General features: G+C 56.3%; 23 protein-coding genes and 1 pseudogene. 14 read left to right on the top strand and 10 right to left on the bottom strand.

Annotated elements, in window-relative coordinates; genetic code table 11:
* The first annotated feature begins 413 nt into the window (after positions 1-413).
* Positions 414-653, top strand: coding sequence for a DUF7740 domain-containing protein (locus AC4LF3_RS24250; RefSeq protein ID WP_150345765.1), 240 nt, complete (start codon positions 414-416; stop codon positions 651-653).
* Positions 654-788: 135 nt separating this feature from the next.
* Here AC4LF3_RS24250 and AC4LF3_RS24245 read toward each other — a convergent pair whose 3' ends face one another.
* Positions 789-1004 (bottom strand): hypothetical protein, encoded by a 216-nt coding sequence (locus AC4LF3_RS24245; RefSeq protein WP_019365327.1) that lies wholly within the window; start codon positions 1002-1004, stop codon positions 789-791.
* Between the two features lie 436 nt (positions 1005-1440).
* On the opposite strand from AC4LF3_RS24245, the gene AC4LF3_RS24240 reads away from it, so the two are divergent.
* Both AC4LF3_RS24240 and AC4LF3_RS24235 read left to right on the top strand, forming a co-directional pair.
* Positions 1441-2403 (top strand): DNA replication terminus site-binding protein, encoded by a 963-nt coding sequence (locus AC4LF3_RS24240; RefSeq protein WP_150345764.1) that lies wholly within the window; start codon positions 1441-1443, stop codon positions 2401-2403.
* 60 nt (positions 2404-2463) lie between these two features.
* Positions 2464-3510, top strand: coding sequence for a YaaC family protein (locus tag AC4LF3_RS24235; protein WP_150345763.1), 1047 nt, complete (start codon positions 2464-2466; stop codon positions 3508-3510).
* Between the two features lie 79 nt (positions 3511-3589).
* On the opposite strand, the gene AC4LF3_RS24230 is transcribed toward AC4LF3_RS24235, so the two are convergent.
* From AC4LF3_RS24230 to AC4LF3_RS24220, 3 genes are all read right to left on the bottom strand, one after another.
* Entirely contained in the window at positions 3590-3835 is a 246-nt protein-coding gene (locus AC4LF3_RS24230; RefSeq protein WP_019365855.1) for a hypothetical protein, read from the bottom strand.
* Entirely contained in the window at positions 3825-4241 is a 417-nt protein-coding gene (locus tag AC4LF3_RS24225) for a hypothetical protein (RefSeq protein ID WP_447110444.1), read from the bottom strand. Before AC4LF3_RS24225 ends, AC4LF3_RS24230 begins: the two co-directional genes overlap by 11 nt.
* A gap of 95 nt (positions 4242-4336) precedes the next feature.
* Positions 4337-5338, bottom strand: a complete 1002-nt coding sequence (locus AC4LF3_RS24220) for a DNA-binding protein (RefSeq protein WP_112297709.1) — start codon at positions 5336-5338, stop codon at positions 4337-4339.
* Positions 5339-5517: 179 nt separating this feature from the next.
* Here AC4LF3_RS24220 and AC4LF3_RS24215 point away from each other — a divergent pair, with 179 nt between their 5' ends.
* Complete coding sequence (locus AC4LF3_RS24215; RefSeq protein ID WP_112297710.1) at positions 5518-6522, top strand: site-specific integrase; 1005 nt, start codon at positions 5518-5520, stop codon at positions 6520-6522.
* Between the two features lie 75 nt (positions 6523-6597).
* Here AC4LF3_RS24215 and AC4LF3_RS24210 read toward each other — a convergent pair whose 3' ends face one another.
* On the bottom strand, positions 6598-6792 hold the full coding sequence (locus AC4LF3_RS24210; protein ID WP_239383110.1) for a copper-binding protein: 195 nt from the start codon (positions 6790-6792) through the stop codon (positions 6598-6600).
* Positions 6793-6878: 86 nt separating this feature from the next.
* A pseudogene (locus AC4LF3_RS24205) lies at positions 6879-6980 on the bottom strand (MerR family DNA-binding transcriptional regulator); the annotation flags it as partial.
* Positions 6981-7125: 145 nt separating this feature from the next.
* Between AC4LF3_RS24205 and AC4LF3_RS24200 the strand changes: the two are divergent.
* The 7 genes from AC4LF3_RS24200 (at position 7126) to AC4LF3_RS24170 (ending at position 13796) form a co-directional block, all read left to right on the top strand.
* Positions 7126-9510, top strand: coding sequence for a heavy metal translocating P-type ATPase (locus tag AC4LF3_RS24200; protein ID WP_414479245.1), 2385 nt, complete (start codon positions 7126-7128; stop codon positions 9508-9510).
* Between the two features lie 7 nt (positions 9511-9517).
* Positions 9518-9862, top strand: a complete 345-nt coding sequence (locus AC4LF3_RS24195; RefSeq protein WP_112297712.1) for a DUF3703 domain-containing protein — start codon at positions 9518-9520, stop codon at positions 9860-9862.
* Positions 9859-10365 (top strand): signal peptidase II, encoded by a 507-nt coding sequence (lspA, locus tag AC4LF3_RS24190; RefSeq protein ID WP_112297713.1) that lies wholly within the window; start codon positions 9859-9861, stop codon positions 10363-10365. The genes AC4LF3_RS24195 and lspA overlap by 4 nt, the downstream gene beginning before the upstream one ends.
* Positions 10356-10562 (top strand): hypothetical protein, encoded by a 207-nt coding sequence (locus tag AC4LF3_RS24185; protein ID WP_181591839.1) that lies wholly within the window; start codon positions 10356-10358, stop codon positions 10560-10562. Before lspA ends, AC4LF3_RS24185 begins: the two co-directional genes overlap by 10 nt.
* Positions 10563-10589: 27 nt before the next feature.
* Positions 10590-11036, top strand: a complete 447-nt coding sequence (locus AC4LF3_RS24180) for a DUF411 domain-containing protein (protein WP_112297714.1) — start codon at positions 10590-10592, stop codon at positions 11034-11036.
* Between the two features lie 160 nt (positions 11037-11196).
* Positions 11197-12960 carry a protein-disulfide reductase DsbD gene (locus AC4LF3_RS24175; protein ID WP_181591840.1) on the top strand — a complete coding sequence of 588 codons (1764 nt, stop codon included), beginning with the start codon at positions 11197-11199 and terminating at the stop codon, positions 12958-12960.
* A 98-nt stretch (positions 12961-13058) separates the two neighbouring features.
* Positions 13059-13796 (top strand): AraC family transcriptional regulator, encoded by a 738-nt coding sequence (locus AC4LF3_RS24170; protein WP_112297716.1) that lies wholly within the window; start codon positions 13059-13061, stop codon positions 13794-13796.
* A 247-nt stretch (positions 13797-14043) separates the two neighbouring features.
* On the opposite strand, the gene AC4LF3_RS24165 is transcribed toward AC4LF3_RS24170, so the two are convergent.
* The 3 genes from AC4LF3_RS24165 to AC4LF3_RS24155 form a co-directional block, all read right to left on the bottom strand.
* Complete coding sequence (locus AC4LF3_RS24165; protein WP_112297717.1) at positions 14044-14586, bottom strand: DUF4946 domain-containing protein; 543 nt, start codon at positions 14584-14586, stop codon at positions 14044-14046.
* A gap of 33 nt (positions 14587-14619) precedes the next feature.
* Positions 14620-15084, bottom strand: coding sequence for a retropepsin-like aspartic peptidase RloA3 (gene rloA3, locus AC4LF3_RS24160; protein WP_239383192.1), 465 nt, complete (start codon positions 15082-15084; stop codon positions 14620-14622).
* A 109-nt stretch (positions 15085-15193) separates the two neighbouring features.
* Positions 15194-16087, bottom strand: a complete 894-nt coding sequence (locus tag AC4LF3_RS24155) for a cation diffusion facilitator family transporter (RefSeq protein ID WP_112297719.1) — start codon at positions 16085-16087, stop codon at positions 15194-15196.
* 179 nt (positions 16088-16266) lie between these two features.
* Here AC4LF3_RS24155 and AC4LF3_RS24150 point away from each other — a divergent pair, with 179 nt between their 5' ends.
* Both AC4LF3_RS24150 and AC4LF3_RS24145 read left to right on the top strand, forming a co-directional pair.
* Positions 16267-17163 carry a sterol desaturase family protein gene (locus AC4LF3_RS24150; protein WP_112297720.1) on the top strand — a complete coding sequence of 299 codons (897 nt, stop codon included), beginning with the start codon at positions 16267-16269 and terminating at the stop codon, positions 17161-17163.
* Between the two features lie 56 nt (positions 17164-17219).
* Positions 17220-17429 carry a site-specific integrase gene (locus AC4LF3_RS24145; RefSeq protein WP_239383109.1) on the top strand — a complete coding sequence of 70 codons (210 nt, stop codon included), beginning with the start codon at positions 17220-17222 and terminating at the stop codon, positions 17427-17429.
* 206 nt (positions 17430-17635) lie between these two features.
* Here AC4LF3_RS24145 and cadR read toward each other — a convergent pair whose 3' ends face one another.
* The gene (gene cadR, locus AC4LF3_RS24140; RefSeq protein ID WP_239383108.1) at positions 17636-18082 is read right to left on the bottom strand and encodes a Cd(II)/Pb(II)-responsive transcriptional regulator; all 447 of its coding nucleotides are present in this window, start codon (positions 18080-18082) and stop codon (positions 17636-17638) included.
* Positions 18083-18265: 183 nt separating this feature from the next.
* Here cadR and AC4LF3_RS24135 point away from each other — a divergent pair, with 183 nt between their 5' ends.
* On the top strand, positions 18266-18427 hold the full coding sequence (locus AC4LF3_RS24135) for a hypothetical protein (protein ID WP_181591842.1): 162 nt from the start codon (positions 18266-18268) through the stop codon (positions 18425-18427).
* Positions 18428-18463: the final 36 nt, after the last annotated feature.

The following is an 18463-nucleotide window of genomic DNA, read 5'->3' as shown; positions in this document are numbered from 1 at the left end:
GCCGACCCACCGTTGTATGATTGGTTGAATTAAGACGACTGATGATAGACAGAACGGTATTGTTAAGTAAAGTATAGATACTACTTCATTTGCTTACCAATTAATAAAAAATCCAACTACTAAACCCAAACCAGACTTTATAGCCGCTCGGGCTTATCGAGAGCGCTTTAACTGCGTGTGAACTCAAGTTATGGAGGGTTGGTTTACCAAGGGCTAGGACTACCTAGTTTATCTTAGGTATGAAGGTATCTATCCTCGTGGTTGATACCCGCGCGGGTACCAACCACGAGGTTTGGTATCAAATAATTCCTAAAAATCGTCTTGACGAGCCGTAACTCGTCGGGGCGGTCATGCGAAATGGGAAGGTAGAACCGGGTAGAATTGCCTGGGCAACAATTGTGAAAGGAAACTTGATGCGTTTTTATGATGCGATCGTGGCGCTGGCGCTGGTAGCCGAACTCCACGGAACAGACAAGGCAGTGGCAGATGCTGCAAAGCGGTTTTCGAAGGTACTGCCCCGGCGCCATCGTCAGCATATGTACGACATCATGAACAGCCGCTCACCGTTGCGGCACATAAAAATATTTGTGATGACGCTGCCTGAGGATGTCCTAGAGCTGATGGCCCAAACCAACGGCGACGCTGACAAATAGCCCGTTGCGGGCAGGCAAAAAAAAGCCCCTAGTAAGGGGCTAAAGATTCTCTGAACGATGTACCGAACCATTCGCACGAGACCTCGTGGATATTAAGGTTATCGGCGCGTATGCCAGAAGCTTTAACAGTCCTGTTCAGGCCTCTTTCACAGAAGGCGTGAGCACTAACCCTGCTATCCACGCTACCAGCCCTATTGTCAGCGCCAGGCCCGAAAGCCAATACGAGCCAAGACCGACTTCAGCAAGCTGGCTTGCAAACAACGGACTGATGATGCCAATGGAAATGCCCGCTACACCCACTTTGCGTAGGTCCTGAGAAAGTACGATACGCTTGTTTGATGATAGACCCATGAGATGTTGTCCTTTGCAGTCTTCGAGTAAGAATCTCTGTGAGATTATGATGTTGATAGCTCTTTCAGCGGACGTTACGTGAAACAGGGTTATCGTCGGCATGTGACATGCCTAGGGTCAGTCGCTGCGTAACTAAAATCTCTTATTTAGCACAAAGTGCCCGCGCGGGTACCAACCACGAAGTTATGCCGCTTTCCACCTAGAGTAAACTCAGCCCTCCAACGCAATAGAGCCGTGATATCGTTATACCACCACGATGTACATTCTATACATTGAACCTGCTCCTCCTCATCCGCCCGCTCTCTTGAAGGGAAAAGAAAGGAAAAGGGAAGGGAAAAAAGAGGAAAGGGGAGGGGTGTAAAGGAGGGTCAATGGGTGTGATAGGAGGGATAAGGATAATCAGTGGTGGTATAAATATTATTCGATAAGGTGAGCCATGTACGAAGCTCTGGTAGATGCCTACCGTGAATTGAATCGACGGGTTATCTCCTTTAATGAAGAGTGGCCCAGCTATGTCGTCGATGGCCATGTCTGGACCTTGCCGGTACTAACCGAACACAAGACCCTTGATGTGGTAGAAGTTGAGCACCTGTCAGGCCGCGAAGCGATTAACATGGCCGTGCGTGCGATCAGCTCCTTTAGACTCGATGCCGGTCAGGCGCCAGGCACCGTGATACGGCTGCCCGGCTACTTTCGCCTGGACCGGTCCGTTTTGGATCAGGTGTTAGGAATCAATGCCTGCAAACAGCGCGTACAGGAGGCACTTGAGGCTGAACGACTGGCACAGGGCCTTGCCCCTATGATGCGCTCTAGTGTTTTACGTCGAGCCCTGGGCCACGATATCAATACCTACCAGCTCCTGCGTACCCTGCACGCCTTTGATGGCGGTCCCCGACGGATCTCCTTTAACTGGGCTGGGCATACCGGAGGGACCGAGCGGATCACGGTGGGGCGCATCCGTGAGGATCTAGCAGACAAGGCCCAGCGACGCGCTGACCTGCAGCAAGTCCCGCTGGAACAGACCCCAGAATTCATCGAACTTCGCAGCATCGCGCATCTGGCCGAAAGCGCCGTCCTGATACACCACAAGACCGTCACGCCCCACCCACGCTGCACGCTCTGGTTCAAACCCAAGGGCGAGCGCTGGGATGCCATGATCAAGGCTAACCTACCCGTCTTTGTAGTAGCTGGCGAGAATGTCATTACGGTTACACCGCTCAAGGACTTCAATCGGCAGGCCCGCAGGTCAAGGCGCAGCGATGAAAAGGCTCGGCAAGAGGCCCTGGCCGGGAAAGGCTTGTACATACCAGCGAAAGGGCAGCCACAACAGATAACAGATACTATGTCTGCGGTCCCTTCGACGTATCGACTGGGTGGGATCAACTATCAAATACTATAGGCCTGGTCCAAGCTGTTTCTCAGTATCAAAAACGTCTGTCTGAAAGGAGCGGAGGGCTCGGTGAAAGGTAACCATATAAAGCTCGGCACTGAACGAGTATGGATGCACAAATCTATAATCAACGTCGACTTTCAAACAGAAAGTGTTTTGAGCAACAACCCTTGGCTATTTGTAGAGCTGTGGCTACAGCGCAAAGGTCATAAAGAGGCGTTACCTTTCTGGCGGCAAGCACACAGGTTTGCAGAAGCTTCATCGCATTTAAGCGTAGAGGCCGCGCCGCTAACCCTTTACTACTCTTTTCTGAATGCAACCAAAGCTCTATTGAAAGTTAGAGGCGCGCCACACGCTGATGTCCATGGTGTATCAGGCAACAGGCCAGAGAGCGCCAAGTCATCACTTGAAAACGAAACAGTCTTTTTCAAGGCAGGCGGCGTTTTGCCTGCTCTGTGCTTATATCTCGGTGAGAGTGCAACAGAGCATCGGTATAGCTTAAAAACGCTTTTATGGAACCTCCCATTTGTACATCGAGCGTTCCTGCATACATACACGTCGATGCCTGATCTCTTTATCCCATTAGAATCTGCATGCTACGTACATAAGCAGAACTCCTCCGAGGCCTGGTTCCAAGCCACTGTAGTCAATAGATATGCCGATGGAAGAAAGCTTTCGAATCTACCAGCTTCACTGGAGTGGTTCGAGGGCGATGATGGGTTCACCTATATACGGAGAATTAAGCGATTCAGGTGGTATACAGGCAGGGTCGATAGTGAAGGTAAAAAGAAGGCTTTAGATCGTCTGCAAAACTATCACAGCACCACAAGGCGGGTAATAGTACCCATTTCTGGGAACCGCGATCTTTGGTACGTGCGAAGAGCGAATTCGCAGAATACTTTAAGTGGCAGGCACCCTTTGTCAATCATGTTCGCAACAATGCATCGTCTTAGCGAACTCGCTCGATATGATCCTAAAGGCCTTCAAAGTCACCTTGACGGAAAAGCGAACTGGCTTTTGGCAGAGTTTATAGAGCACGCCCCTATTCAGTTCTTGGATCAAATAGCGTCAGAAATTACTGGACTTAGATTCTGGCGGCCTGCAGTCCGTACTTAACGTAACGAGCTGCCAGACGCCTAATTCAACTGATATGCTGATTCTTGGCGCGGTCATAAGCTGCCATTAGGTTATAGGCTCAGGGAGATATGCTTTTTGCAAATATCTTCAACTGACGTTGCGTCATGATCTCGATGTCATTGCCGGAGCTTCCTGATACCTCGATTGCTACATAGGCCAATGCCTGTATGCGCCAGAAGGGTACCTGCATATCTTCAGCTACCCGCTTGCAGGTCTCATCATCGTTAAGCGCTAGCTGGGCAGCTTCCATCAATTCAGCTACAACCTTTTCATCCATTTTGGCAATAGTGTCCTTAATCGACATGCTGTGACTCCTCGTTGGCGCTAGTTTGCGCTATGCGAAAGGAAAGGTAGGCTTCAAGAAGGCTCCTGGTATCAGCATCAGGAGCATGCTCGGTGAGAACTTCAATCTCCTGCAGGCTGAGTTGTTCAATATTCCTGTCTTTGAAATGCCCCTGAAGGATTGCTCCCCTGATCTCTCCTGTGCGGCTATTGATCGAGACGCGCACCCATGCTGTCTCAAGAATGGCAGACTCAGGGATCGCACCGTGCTTTTTGAGAAGCGCGACAACCCGCGCCTGCTTGCGCTGGCGCTGACGTGATGCGACAGCGATTTCAGTCTCCTCCGATCGCAGTTTGTACTGGGATTCAAACAGATAGATCAGCCCTATCCCTATGAGGGGTCGTGCCGAGATAAGGGGAAAATTCATTCATTTGGTCTGTAACTAACTGTTTTTTAAGTAACTATTCTATGCGGGTGGGCGTATCACATCTAACCCACTTCCGTCTTCTGCTGAGTGCCGGATCAGGCTCCTTGCGTACCAGCACTGTCCGGGGGTGTCGCATGCCCGAGCAGTTTCAGCTGCGCGGTGGCTTCGATCAATCGCTCCTGCATGCTTTGCGTTTGCTGTGCCTGGATCGTGGAGACCTCGCCAAGCCGGGCTATCTCCTCTTGCAGGGTTAGGCAGCGCTGTTCCACGGCGTCATTCTTGCGCTCGGCGGTGGTCAGCGCCCTCTGAACGGATTCCAGGGTTTGGAGCTTCTGCTCCAACAGCTGTTGCTGGGCTCTCTTATCTTTTTGCAGTTGCCGTGCCTCGGTGAGCAGTCGCTCATTGTCGCGGTTCAATCGAGTCAGTTCGTCCTGCTTGACGATCAGGGTCTGCTGCAACTGGCGTATTTCCAATTGCAACTGTTGGGCCTGGGACTCGTGGCGGCGTTGTTCCTGCTCGCGCTGCTCCTTGCTGGCCTGGCGATAGTGCTCCAGAGCATCACGAGCATGCTGATGCTTCTCCTCCAGCGAGCGAATGTGGCTATCGCGATCCTGCAGGCGCGCTTCCTGGTCGTGGTTGGCTTGCAACAGTCGGGCGTTCTCGACCTCGGCCTGTTGGCGTTGCTGCTGCTCCTGCTGTAGCGCTTGCTGGGCAGTCTGGAGCTGTTCCATGAGCCCGCTGCACTGACTTTTCAACTGCTGGATGCGGCTTTCGGCCTGCCGAGCCTGGTTCTGGTAGTCGAGCCGCTCACGTGCCAGTTGCTCGCGCTCCTGGGCCACGGCGGCCTGCGCGTCCTCCTCTAGCTGATCTGACAGTTGACCGACCAGGTTGGCCAACTGTTCGGAGAGCGGCATTGCGGCCGCATTCCGGCCGCGCTCGGCGTCTTCGAGTTCTTTCAGGTAGCGGTGAATGGTGGTTTTCGAGCCGGTATTGCCTAGTTCGACCCGTACCGTGTCGATGCTGGGGTTCTCACCCCGCGCCACGATGGCCTGTCGCGCCTTCTGAACTAGCGCCTTGTTGATGCCGCCACGGGCCATGGTCTGCTCCTACGATTTCGTAATGGATTACATACCATGTATTTACATTCTAAATTGATCCGATGTAAAGCGATTTTTAAGCGACTAAATCAGATAAAATAATGGAGGGTTATTCAATAGGATCGGCAAAACGGTCGTTTGGCAGCCGTTTTCCAGTACACAAAGGGCAACCTCGGGCGATGAAAGACGTCGGGCACTATCTAGAAGCTGGTACGCGGGAAAACACCCGCCGCAGCTACCAGTCGGCCATCGAACACTTCGAAGTGACGTGGGGCGGTTTCTTGCCCGCTACCAGCGACAGCATCGTGCGCTACCTAGTGGACTACGCCGACTCCCTGAGCCTCAGCACGCTCAAACAGCGCCTGGCCGCCCTGGCCCAGTGGCATATCACCCAGGGTTTCCCCGATCCGACCAAGACGCCCACGGTGCGGCAGGTGCTCAAAGGCATACGTACCCTGCATCCAGCGCAGGCTAAGCAGGCCGTTCCGCTACAGCTGAAACATCTGGAGCAGGCGGTTCAGTGGCTGGAGAAGGAAGCTGCACGGGCTCAGCGGGACGGATGTCTTGCAAAGCTACTCCGCAGCCGCCGCGATGCGGCGCTGCTGCTGATCGGCTTCTGGCGGGGCTTTCGCAGCGACGAACTCTGTCGACTGCAGGTCGAGCATATCCAAGCCGAAGCCGGTGCTGGCATGAGCCTGTTCCTGCCGCAGAGCAAGGGAGATAGGGATAACCTTGGCACGACCCACTACGCGCCGGCGCTGAAGAGCCTGTGCCCAGTACAGGCCTACCTAGACTGGATCAGCGTGGCCGGTATCGCTCGCGGCGCGGTGTTCCGCCGCCTGGATCGCTGGGGACATCTGAGTGAAGACGACCTGCATCCTGGTAGCCTGATCAGTCTGCTGCGCCAGATCCTGCAGCGCGCCGGCATCCCGGCCGAGCTGTACACCAGCCACTCGTTGCGCCGTGGCTTTGCCACCTGGGCCACGGCCAATGGTTGGGATCTCAAGGCACTGATGACCTATGTGGGCTGGAAGGACATCAAGTCAGCCATGCGCTACATCGACCCCGCCATTTCCTTTGGCGGCTTGGCGGCTAAACCCGGCCTCGACTGCAATCCCAACATTCCGAGGCAGCTGCCAACCTCTCATTCACATCGCCGGGGCGGTTCAGTCCTCGAAAGTTGAGCCAAGTCACTGACCCGAAAGACCGACCCAGTGGGAGTGTGTGGTTCACCAGAACGGCCATTCTTGGCGCTATCACTACATCGGTTTGATCGACAGGAGCGTCGCCTGCATGCCTTCGCTCGTGAACTCGAACATCGTCTGTTGGACGACCTGCACTTGAGCCAGTTGCTCGGGCGTCGCCTTGAAACCCATGGTCATCGCCGGCCAGTCAATCGGCTTTATCTTCTCAGTGTCGTCGGCAATAGCCGGCGCTTTGTGCATGCCGCGCATGCACAACAGCATCGACAGCGGGCAGGAGGATCAACACCTCCCCATCCCAATACCAAAGTCATCCGGGCTCATAGCCGCCCAAAGACGGCCAGGCGCTCGACATGCGCGAGGTTATAGAAGCGATAATTTCCCTCGCTCCGGTCAAGTGGTGGCAGCAATCCTGCACGCTCGTAGTAGCGTAGGGTCACGACTTAACAGTTGGTCGATTTCGCAAGCTCACCGAGCTTCATCACCGCCTCCAAACAATGACTTGACCCTATAGCGGCTATAGGGTGTTCACTGCGCAACAACAGAGGAGATCCCACAATGGCTAATTGTTGCGACGACATCCCTATGGCTGGTTCCTGTGGCAGCACGCCGGCACCGAGTTGCTGCGACGCGGCTTGCTCAGCGCCCGTGAAGCAAGCCAGTCAGCTGAGCACGTTCCGCATCGAGCAAATGGACTGCCCCACTGAAGAAGCGCTCATCCGGAGCAAGCTGGAGAAAATCCCAGAGGTGCAGGAGCTGCAGTTCAATCTGCTGAACCGTACTCTTGGCGTTCGACACGCATCGCTGGCACATCAGACCCTTGTCGAGGCCATCGCGTCCGTGGGCATGCGGGCAGAACCCCTGGCAGCCACCGTAAGCACACGGGTGGCGATTGCGCAGATGGACTGCCCCACCGAGGAACGACTGATCACCGACAAACTGTCAGGGATGCCGGGCATCGCGGCCCTGCAATTCAACCTGCTGCAGCGCACCCTCACGATCAGCCATGAGCCTGACGCGCTTGCGCCGGCCTTAAGTGCAATCCGAGAGCTCGGATTCACCCCCCAATCCGAGACGGAAGCGAAAGCGTCGACCGAAGCTTACTCACCGGTAAAAGGCCACTGGTGGCGGCTGGGGCTGTCGGGTGTGGCGGCAGTCTCGGCAGAGATTCTGCACTTCGCCGAGTTGGTGCCCGAATGGGTGGTGGCGGTCATTTCCGTCTCCGCCGTGCTGCTGTGCGGGCTGGCCATCTACAAGAAAGGTTGGATCGCACTCAAGAATCGCAACCTCAACATCAACGCCCTGATGAGCATCGCCGTTACCGGCGCGATTCTGATCGGTCAATGGCCCGAAGCGGCCATGGTCATGTTCCTGTTTGCGGTCGCCGAGCTAATCGAAGCCAAATCCCTTGATCGCGCTCGCAACGCCATTCGGGGTCTGATGGACTTGGCTCCGGAGAAGGTGACTGTTCAGCAAGCCGATGGTCGTTGGATAGAACTCGAAGTGTCGGGTGTTGCCATCGGCAGCCTGGTCCGAGCGCGCCCAGGCGAGCGCATCGGTCTGGACGGCGAGGTTGTGAAAGGCAATTCGACTATCAACCAGGCCCCAATCACGGGCGAGAGTCTGCCCGTGGAGAAGTCGGTAGGCGATTCGGTGTTCGCCGGCACCATCAACCAGGCTGGGGAACTGGAGTACCGGGTCACGGCGGAAGCCAGCCATTCCACCCTGGCGCGCATTATTCACGCGGTTGAAGAAGCCCAAGGGGCTCGCGCGCCGACCCAGCGCTTCGTTGACCAGTTCGCCCGCATCTACACGCCGGCTGTGTTCGTCTTCTCGCTGGCCGTAGCGACCCTGCCGCCATTGCTGATGGGCGGCGAGTGGTTCGACTGGATCTATCGGGCCCTTGTGCTCCTGGTGGTGGCCTGCCCGTGCGCTCTGGTGATCTCGACCCCTGTCACCATCGTCAGCGGTCTCGCTGCGGCTGCCCGAAAAGGCATCCTGATCAAGGGTGGTGTGTACCTGGAAAGCGGCCGCAAGATCACCCATCTGGCCTTGGACAAAACCGGAACCATTACCCACGGCAAGCCTGTACAAACCGACTTTTTGCCTCTGACGAATGGAGCGCCTGGAGACTATCGCTCTGCCGCCGCCAGCCTTGCCCACCGCTCGGATCATCCGGTATCGCAGGCCATCGCCAAACAGGCGGCCGAGCGATCAGTGCCTGTGCTGGAGGTTGAGGATTTCGAAGCCATACTGGGTCGCGGCGTCCGCGGTACGATTGAGGGGCATCGCTACCACTTGGGCAACCATCGGTTGCTGGAAGAACTAGGGTTCTGCTCGCCAGCACTCGAAGCCACGCTTGACCATCTGGAGCGACAGGGCAAAACAGTGGTCATTCTGTCCGATGAAACCCAGGCGCTGGCGTTGTTCGCAGTAGCCGATACGGTGAAGGACAGTAGTCGCGCCGCTATCGGCGAATTGCACGCACTGGGTGTGAAGACCTTGATGTTGACGGGCGATAATCCGCATACCGCGGAGGCGATCGCCGCCCAGGTGGGCATCGACGAGGCCAAGGGCAGCCTGCTGCCGACCGACAAGCTCAATGCCATTGAAGCCCTGATCAATAGCCAAGGTACCGTGGGCATGGTGGGCGATGGCATCAACGACGCTCCAGCGCTCGCGCGGGCCAATGTGGGTTTCGCGATGGGCGCTGCCGGCACCGATACTGCGATCGAGACCGCCGATGTCGCGATCATGGATGATGATCTGCGCAAGATTCCGGCCTTCATTCGTCTATCCCGCCATACCGCCGCAGTGCTTACGCAAAACATCGCGCTCGCTCTGAGCATTAAAGCCATCTTCTTGGTCGTCACGCTAACCGGCCATGCCACGATGTGGATGGCAGTGTTCGCCGACATGGGGGTGAGCCTGTTGGTCGTCCTGAATGGCCTGCGTTTGCTACGTAAGTGAGGCCGACATGAACAACGAATTCCACGCGGCCATCGACGAATCCTTCCTGAACGCCAGGCAGGCCCTGGGGGCAAAATCCCCTAAGCGGGCCTATCCCTGGTTGGAAAGGGCCCACATCCTTACCCAGCGAATGCCTCTGCTCCATGCTTACAGCCATTGGCTGATGTTCCTGGCCGGCTGGGAGGAGCGGGACTACCGAGAGATGCTTGGCCAGGCGGCGCGCATTCCGGCTGCTTTGCTGTTCTCCAATATATGGGTGCCTCTGGGCAATACCGGACGAGCAAGAGTCAGCGCCTTTCAACCGATGCCGTTATCAGATGAGCTGAAACAGCTACTACGGGACAGTCAATGAACACTTACCAAGAGACTACACACGCCCCAACGCCTGGGTTGTGGTGGGGAATTGCTGCCGCCCTGGCATTGGTCGACCAAGGCCTCAAGTTTGCCATTGAGCACCTGTATGAGCTGGGTTCGTCACTCGCCGTAAGCCCCTTCTTCAACCTGGTGCATACCCGTAATCCCGGCGCGGCGTTTAGCTTCCTGGCTGACGCCGGCGGCTGGCAGCGTTACCTCTTCGTTCTCATTGCCCTGGCCGTTGCATTGACACTCATCGTGATTCTTCGTCGAGCGCGGCCCTGGCGTGAAGCCTTGGGTTACAGCCTTATCCTGGGTGGAGCGGTGGGCAATCTCATCGACCGATCTCTCCGGGGGTTTGTCGTGGACTATCTGGACTTCCATTATCAAGAGTGGCACTGGCCGGCGTTCAACTTGGCTGATATCGCCATCGTCGGCGGTGCGCTGCTGTTGATGATCAGCAGTTTGGTAAGGCCCGCCGTGGAAGTGAAGTGCCCGTGATAAAAAGCGATCTTGCTGTAGGCCCGCTCAACTGGTCCGGTCGTGTATGGCTAGCACCTGGACTGGCTGTCTTTGCTGGTCGTACCGGCCATCAGGATTGGCATCACCATCAGGCTCATCAAATAGCCATCGGCGGTGGCGTCGAGCCGCGAGAAAAAGGCTGGTTGGGTAGCAGCGGAGGTTGCTGCTGTAACTGAATACGCGATTCAAAAAAGAGGTTCTTTATGCCAAGAAAGCCGATTACCGCAGCCCTCGTAGTCCTGTTGATGAGTGGGACTGTCCAAGCCGCCGAGCACCTGACCATTGATGTGCACCGCGACGCCAACTGCGGGTGCTGCAAGGACTGGATCACCTATCTGAAGAACAACGGATTCGAGGTCCGCGACCACGTCGAACGCAATATGAGCGCGGTCAAGCAAGATCAGGGGGTGCTGCCACGCTTGGCTTCCTGTCATACAGGCGTGATTGATGGCAAGTTCGTTGAAGGTCACGTGCCCGTGGCGCAGATTCTGGAACTGCGCAAGCGCCCCGACCTGTTGGGCATCGCCGTACCTGGAATGCCGGCCGGCTCACCAGGCATGGAGTATGGCAACGTCAAACATCCCTACAAGGTGATTGGGTTAGCTGGCTCCGGCCAGGAAGAGACCATTGCCGATTACCCATTGGATTGAGTTCCGCGCCGCTGATAACGGCTTGGGCAGGCTGGAAATGACGACGTAGAGCACGTGGGATACGCGACCCAGCGCCGGCCCGCATTCTGAAGGACAAGCTCCTGCATACGGGCCGAAATCCTTTCATCCACTGTTTACAAACTATTGGTCCGCGATGTCCATGTCCCGCCTCCTGTTGTGTCTGCTGCTTCTGCTAGCTTTGCCGGTCAACGCCGGGATATTCGACCAGCCGCGTGCTCAGTCGGCCCTGTTCGGCACCTCGCTGAATAACAGCCAGGATTTTCTTCCGGTAGATCAGGCCTTTCGCCTTGACTTGGTAGAAGCCGACAAGGACAACCTCCGTCTGCGCTTCGTAAACGCCGATGGCTATTACCTCTACAAACATCGCTTAGCCTTCACCAGCGACCATCCTGACGTTTCAATCGGCACCCCTAAATGGCCAGCGGCCGAGCCCAAGACCGACGAGTTTTTCGGCGACGTCGAGGTGTTCTATGGCATCACCGATTTGCTGTTGCCGATTGATAACCCTCGTGATATCCCCTTCACTTTGCAGGTGAGCTATCAGGGCTGCGCCGATCTGGGGCTGTGCTATCCACCGGAGATCCGCAATATCCAGATCGGTAATACACCCGCAACTGCAGCCCAGCAACAAGTCGGCACTGTTGACTGGGGCAGTTTGGCGCTGTTTTTCCTGGCCGGCTTGGGCCTGACCTTCACTCCCTGCGTGTTGCCGATGCTGCCGATTCTGTCTGGCGTAGTGTTGCGCGGGCAATTCGGCGGACTACGTGGCCTAAGACTGTCGCTCGCCTATGTAGTCCCCATGGCTGCCTGCTTCGCCCTGCTTGGTGCACTGATGGGTGTGTTCGGTGCGGGCCTCAACCTGCAGGCGCGCCTGCAATCACCGTGGGTGCTGGTGCCCTTCGCAATATTCTTCATGGTGTTTGCCCTGGCGATGTTCGGCGCATTCGAGATGCGCATGCCGCGCTTTATCGCCGAACGATTGGATCATCTGGCCAGCCGTGTTCGCGGCGGTTCCCTTTTGGGCGCAGCCACGCTCGGCGTGCTGTCCAGCCTGCTTGTTTCGCCCTGCGTGACAGCACCGCTTGTCGGCGCACTGCTCTACATCAGCGCCACCGGCGACGCCTTGGGCGGCGGTCTGAAGCTGTTTTTCCTGGGCTTGGGCATGGGCGCGCCGTTGGTATTGTTCGCCACCGGTGGCGGAGCATTGCTACCCAAGTCCGGGACCTGGATGCTCGGTGTGCGCAAGGCTTTCGGCGTGATGCTGCTGGCTGTCTCTGTTTGGCTGCTGGAACGTGTGTTACCCGCGCCAGTGACTCTGGCCTTATGGGGCCTTTTGGCGGTTGGCACGGCACTGTGGCTCGGCGCTCTGGAGTTCATTCCCAAATCCGGCAAGCAAAGGCTCGCCCAACTGCTTGGCGTGGCCCTGTTGGTTTACGGTGTCAGCGCCTGGCTCGGTGCCTTGCAGGGGCAATCCGATCCACTACGTCCACTGGGTCGTTTGGACGCCCAGGTCTTACCATCGACCGGCGCTAACGCCGGCTGGCAGACCCTGGACACACCGGCTGCCTTGGATGCGGCACTGCTGTCAGCAAAGGATGCCGGCCAACCACTGTTATTGGACTGGTACGCCGACTGGTGCATCAGTTGCAAGGTGATTGAACGAGAAGTACTGCAAGCACCCGCCGTGCGCGAGCAACTGAGCGGTTACCGACTGGTGCGCTTAGACATGACACGTAGCGATGCCGAACAACGCGCCCTGCTCGACCGCTACCAACTGTTCGGCCCACCAGCGCTGCAATTGTTCGCCCCGAGTGGCGAGGAATGGCAAGATCTACGCACGGTAGGTGAAACCGATGCCGAAAGCTTCGTCAAGCGTCTACGCCAAGCCAACAGCCGAATCTAAATTATGCAATTCGGTCACTCCTGGAAGAATCACTGCTTTCCTCTCGACCCACAGCCGACTGACAGAAATGTAAGGCCTGCCTTGGAAGTGAGGCACCCGTGGTAAAAAGCGATCTTGCTGTAGATTCGCTCAAGTGGTCTGGTCGTGCATGGCTAGCACCTGGACTGGCTGTCTTTGCTGGCCGTGCCGGCCATCAGGATTGGCATCACCATCAGGCTCATCAAATAGCCATCGGCCTCGATGTGCCTGTGACCGTGGAATGCCCGCAACGTCAGCACACCGGGCTCTCGGTGTTCATTCCAGCAGGAGTTCGCCATCGGCTCAGCGGGGCTCGTATCGTGTCGATATATTTGGATGTGCTGGCGGATGAGGCCAGGTGCTTACCACAAAGCATAACGCCGATCGTGATCGCCGCGCCTGAGGCACAGAGGGTTGCAGATTCCCTCAGTGAAGCTGCAGAAGACGTTCGGGATGCGGTGCGCAAAGCCCTTCAGGTGGTCGACGTCCTTCCCGCTCCCGACCCGCGCTTGTCGCTGGTAGGCACAGCGATTCAGGCGGGGCGGGTACAACGCAATGAGCTGGCTGCATTGGTGCATTTGTCGCCAACTCGGTTCTCGCACTGGTTCGTGGAGCAAACTGGCCTACCGTTGCGCAGCTATGCTAAATGGTTGCGCCTCAGTCATGCGATTCAACTCCTGGCCAGCGGATCATCTATGACCGAGGCCGCCCACGCGTCTGGCTTCTCCGACTCGGCCCACTTCTCTCGGACTTTCCGAGCGCTGCTGGGCATTGACCCGTCCTCTGCGCTCGCCGAGGTCTGCCTGCAGCAAGGCTAGCTGTTGTGGCTTGCGTTTGAAGACGGCTGCGCTGGCGAACAACACAAATCCTGACTTACTGGGAGCGAGCAGCAGTCACAGCCTGCATTCCAATCATCGGCTCACGCTTTTCTAACCTGCCATCCGCGCTGAGGCGATTGATACGCTGCTATGGCGGCCTGCTCTCCCAACAATACCGGGTTACTTGCCGCCCGCATATCCAATAGTGCCTCCGAGCATATCCTCAGGACCGGTTTCGGGCCTAATTTCAGTTGAGCTTCAACATCTTGCGCAGCTGGACAAACTCATGCAGATGCTCAGAGAAAGTTGCGGGTTCAGCCGCATACTCCAGTGAGTAAGTCGCATGGCTTCCTACGGCAGTGACCAGTGTGTGTGTTAAGACCTTGTCACTTTGAGCCGTCATGTTGCACGTAGTCTGCAATCCACTTAGATCACCAACTGAAGTTTCTGTCGGCCGGCTGCAACTCGCTAGGAGACCGAGTCGAGAATAGTGAAGCTGTAGCGCTTTGCGCATAGTGACAATGACGTTCTCGATGCTCACCGGGTGCTCGTTCAGCGCCGTTACACGAGTGACCTCCATTACCGCGATTTGCTTGCCATCCATGCCCTGCAATACAGCTCTTTGGCGCGAGCCGACAGTCTGCCCCTGTGCGTCTACCGGATTTGGCAGGATTGAGCTTTCCCAGCCAATTGGCCAGGGTATGTTGTGGTCAGCCGCCAGGGCCTGGAGAGGCATCACCAAAGAGAAGACCGCCAAAACCAAGGGCGAAGAGAATCTATCGAACGTCAATGGTGAGCTCAATTGTCAGTTTTCTTCTTCGGCTCAGGACTTACCGCAGCGCGGTTCCATGGTGAATGTCCGGGAGGCATCAACAGCACCTATATGCTCCAGTGTGCGACGGCCGATCAGGACGGGGTAATTCATTTTGCCTCGATCTTTCAACGAAAATTCCTCTGTATAGATACGAGACCCGATACACATCTGCATCACCACCACAGGCCTTTTTTCAGCGCCACCGGCACCGCGAACTTTCACGTTACGAACGACCTTGCGCTCAAATGATGAGTTGGCCATCTTGCCGGTTATGCTGTCTTTGACCTCCACATTGAAACGGACCCATCTCTCGCCGTCCCTTTCAAACCTTTCCAAGTCCTTCGCATCCATTGATGAGGTCAAGGCCCCGGTATCCAACTTGATTTTAACGGCGATGTTTTCCGGCTGAATCCGTCCTTCTTCCACCCAGCCAAATACCTTGGTGGGGGTTGTCGCAGCAAAGCTGGGGGCCATTGTCAGGGCTATAGAAACCGCAGACAGCCATCTGATGGTTCGATGTTTCACAGTGGAACCCTTATTCATAGGGAGATGAATTGCTAAAGTTATCTGCCGACCCGATTGGTCAGGCTTTCAACGCCAGTATGCGGCGTGCACCATTCAGTACGATGAGGCCCACGACAGTACCAATCACCAAGTCTGGGTAGGGAGATCCTGTCCATGCGACCAATGCCCCTGCAGCGATTACGCCAATATTTGCGAGCACATCGTTGGCTGAGAAAATCCAACTCGCTTTCATGTGTGCCCCACCTTCGCGGTGGCCATAGATCAGCAAGAGACAGCTGACGTTTGCCACCAGCGCGACGATGCCAATCCCCATCATCAGCATCGATTCGGGTTCACTGCCGTAGAGAAAGCGTCGAGCCACTTCAAAAAGCACACCCAGAGCCAATACGATCTGGAACAGACCTGCCAGATGGGCTGCACGTACCTGCATTCGTGCGCTGCGGCCGACCGCATAGAGAGCTAGCCCGTAGACGGCAGCATCAGCAAACATGTCCAGCGAGTCAGCAATCAGACCAGTCGACTGAGCGATTAAGCCAGCGCCCATTTCGGTGACAAACATTGCGGCATTGATGCCGAGCAAGATTTTCAGCGTGCCGGCTTCTTTCGAAGCATTCAGCTCTTCACTGGCACTGTTGGCCGAGGCCGACTCCCGGCTGGCTGGTTGAGTCTCTAGCAGCGTTGCTCCAAGGCCAAGTGACTCCAGCTTGATAGCAATCTGATCAACCGCCCCTTCGTGAAATACGCTTACCTGTCTGCTGGTTAGATCAAAGGACAATGAATCGATCTCGGACAAGCCATTCAGCGCGAGCCGAATCATCCGCTCTTCGGAAGGGCAGTCCATTTTAGGCACCGAAAAGTTGCTGACCCAGGCCCCCTCATTCAAAGGCGTAGTCGCCGCCTCTGGGCCCGCCGAAGCGGGGCCACAGCCACAGGATTTATCACAAGAGCTCATGAGCCGCGTCTCCAATTGGATTTAGTCTTCTCCATTACAAACCATGTAGCAGGTATAGGGTCAAGCATGGTATTGGCCTCCGCGAGGGGTAAATCTTCAGGATTACCGTAGCTCTTTCGTTCAAGTCGAACGCTAGCCTCTCTTCGTACTGTCATGGTTCTCGATACAGGAGCTGAGCGATGCCTACTTTCTTTCGATGTGCCATACGCTGGATGAGCTATCCACTCGTATTTGGCGGCAGTGCCGCCTTCATGATCTGGGCGCTGTATACCGGCGTACCGTCTTGGCCCACCACGCCCCTGGTCGCCGCGGTGGGCTTGTTAGTCATCGCAGGTTTGGAGCGACTCCAGCCTTTTCGCGAAGCCTGGCTCGACGATCATCAGGACACCTCGACAGATCTATTGCACATGCTGGTCAACCTTTCCGTCATTCAATTCACTGCTGAAATCCTGGCCAAGCTTGGCGATGCGGTGCCGGCTTCGGTTCGCCTCTTCCCGATCGAGAGTCCTCTGTGGTTGCAACTGGCTCTGGTCGCCGCCGTGCTCGATCTGAGCCTGTATGCCATGCACCGCATCAGCCACCGGGTGCATTGGTTGTGGCGTTTTCACATGATTCATCACAGCGCAGAGCGGCTCTATTGGATGAATGGGGAACGCCGGCATCCTCTGCATGCAGCGCTGATGGCCGGACCAGGGCTGGTGGTTCTGCTCGCATCAGGGGCACCGTCTGCCGTAGTCGCAACTTGGTTCGGCATCCTGACCGTCCACCTGGCCTTTCAGCATTCGAACCTGGACTACAGCGTGGGCTGGTTGCGGCATCTGCTCGGGGTTGCCGAGATCCATCGTTGGCACCATAAGCGCGACTTCGAAGATGCCCAGGTCAACTTCGGTGAGTTTCTAACAGTGTGGGATCGGCTGTTCGGTACCTTTTACGACAGCAGCGGGAAGCTGGGCGAAGCCGAGGTGGGCCTGCACGAAAAGGACTACCCCAAGAACTACTTCGAGCAACTTATTGATCCTCTTCGTCCAACATCTGCACGCCCAGCCGGTCACGACTATTCATTGAAGGATGAATAACGCAGCAGTAGCTCGAACGGGTGGATCTCAACGGAAAAGCATCAACCGGTGCTGGGATGCGCCTGTTCTTGCCGCAGAGCAAGGGAGATCGGGAGAACCTCGGCACGAGCCATTACGCACCGGCCTTGAAACGTCTCTTTCCGGTACAGGCCTATCTCGACTGGATCAGTGTCACCGGTATCGCTCGCGGCGCTGGCCTGGATCACTGGGGGCACCTGAGCGATGAAGCTTTGCACCCCGGCAGTTTGATAAGCCTGCTGCGCTAGATCCTGCAGCGTGCCGGTATTCCTGCCGAGCTGTACACCAGTCACTCGCTGCGCCGTGGCTTCGCGTCAATGGCCAATGGCTGGGATATCAGAGCACTGATGACCTATGTGGGCTGGAAAGACATCAGCTACATCGACCTCGCCATCTCCTTTGGCGGCTTGACGGCTAATGGTTAGCCTCACGCTTCACTTTGTCCGTCCAGGCTTCAGTGGTTGTGGCTTCGCCCTACGTGTGACGAAACCTCTTCACCGAGATGATTGCCGCCAACGTTCAGTTGATGAAGTATCTGACAGTCAGCAACTTCGCGGCCCTCGGTACAGCTTTTCCTTAGGTCCATTAGTTGCTTCTGAAGTACCTGAAGACTCGTGATCCTGGCCGCCAAATGCTCGATGTGCCCATCGATCAGCTCATTCACTCCCGAGCAATCACTCGCAGGATTATCTCGGAGGCTGAGTAACTGCCTTACCTCGTCCAGAGTCATATCGAGGGTTCGGCAGTTGCGGATGAAGGCCAGCCGCTCGGCGTGCACGAGGGTATAAACACGATAGTTCCCCTCGCTCCGGTCGGGCGGTGCCAGCAACCCCGCGCGCTCGTAGTAGCGAACGGTCACAACTTGGCAGTTGGTCATTTTCGCAAGCTCACCGATTTTCATGGCAACTCTTCCTCACATAGGGACTTACTCTATAGTCGCTATAGGGTGATCAGTGCGCAATAGCAAAGGAGCCCAGCTATGACCAATTGTTGCGATGTCACCCCCAAGCAGGTGCCGGTGAAATTCATCTGTGTCGAGCTGCTGCGCAGCCGCCTGTTCCGCCCCAGTTGAACGGCCAGCCTGTTGAGTGCATTTCGTATTGTTCAGATGGATTGCCCCGCGGAAGAGGCGCTGATTCGCTGCAAGCAGGAACAACTGCCACAGGTGCAGGGACTGGAGTTCAATCTGCTGAATCGCACCCTTGGGGTTGGAGTTTGGGGAGCAACGGAACAGAAGTGCACTTAAGCCCTAAGTAATCACGTGTGCTTGTCGCCTGGTAAT

Source organism: Pseudomonas sp. C2.3V, from assembly GCF_058536325.1.
The sequence above is the reverse complement of the archived record's forward strand: the minus strand, read 5'-3'. Positions and strand labels throughout refer to the sequence as shown.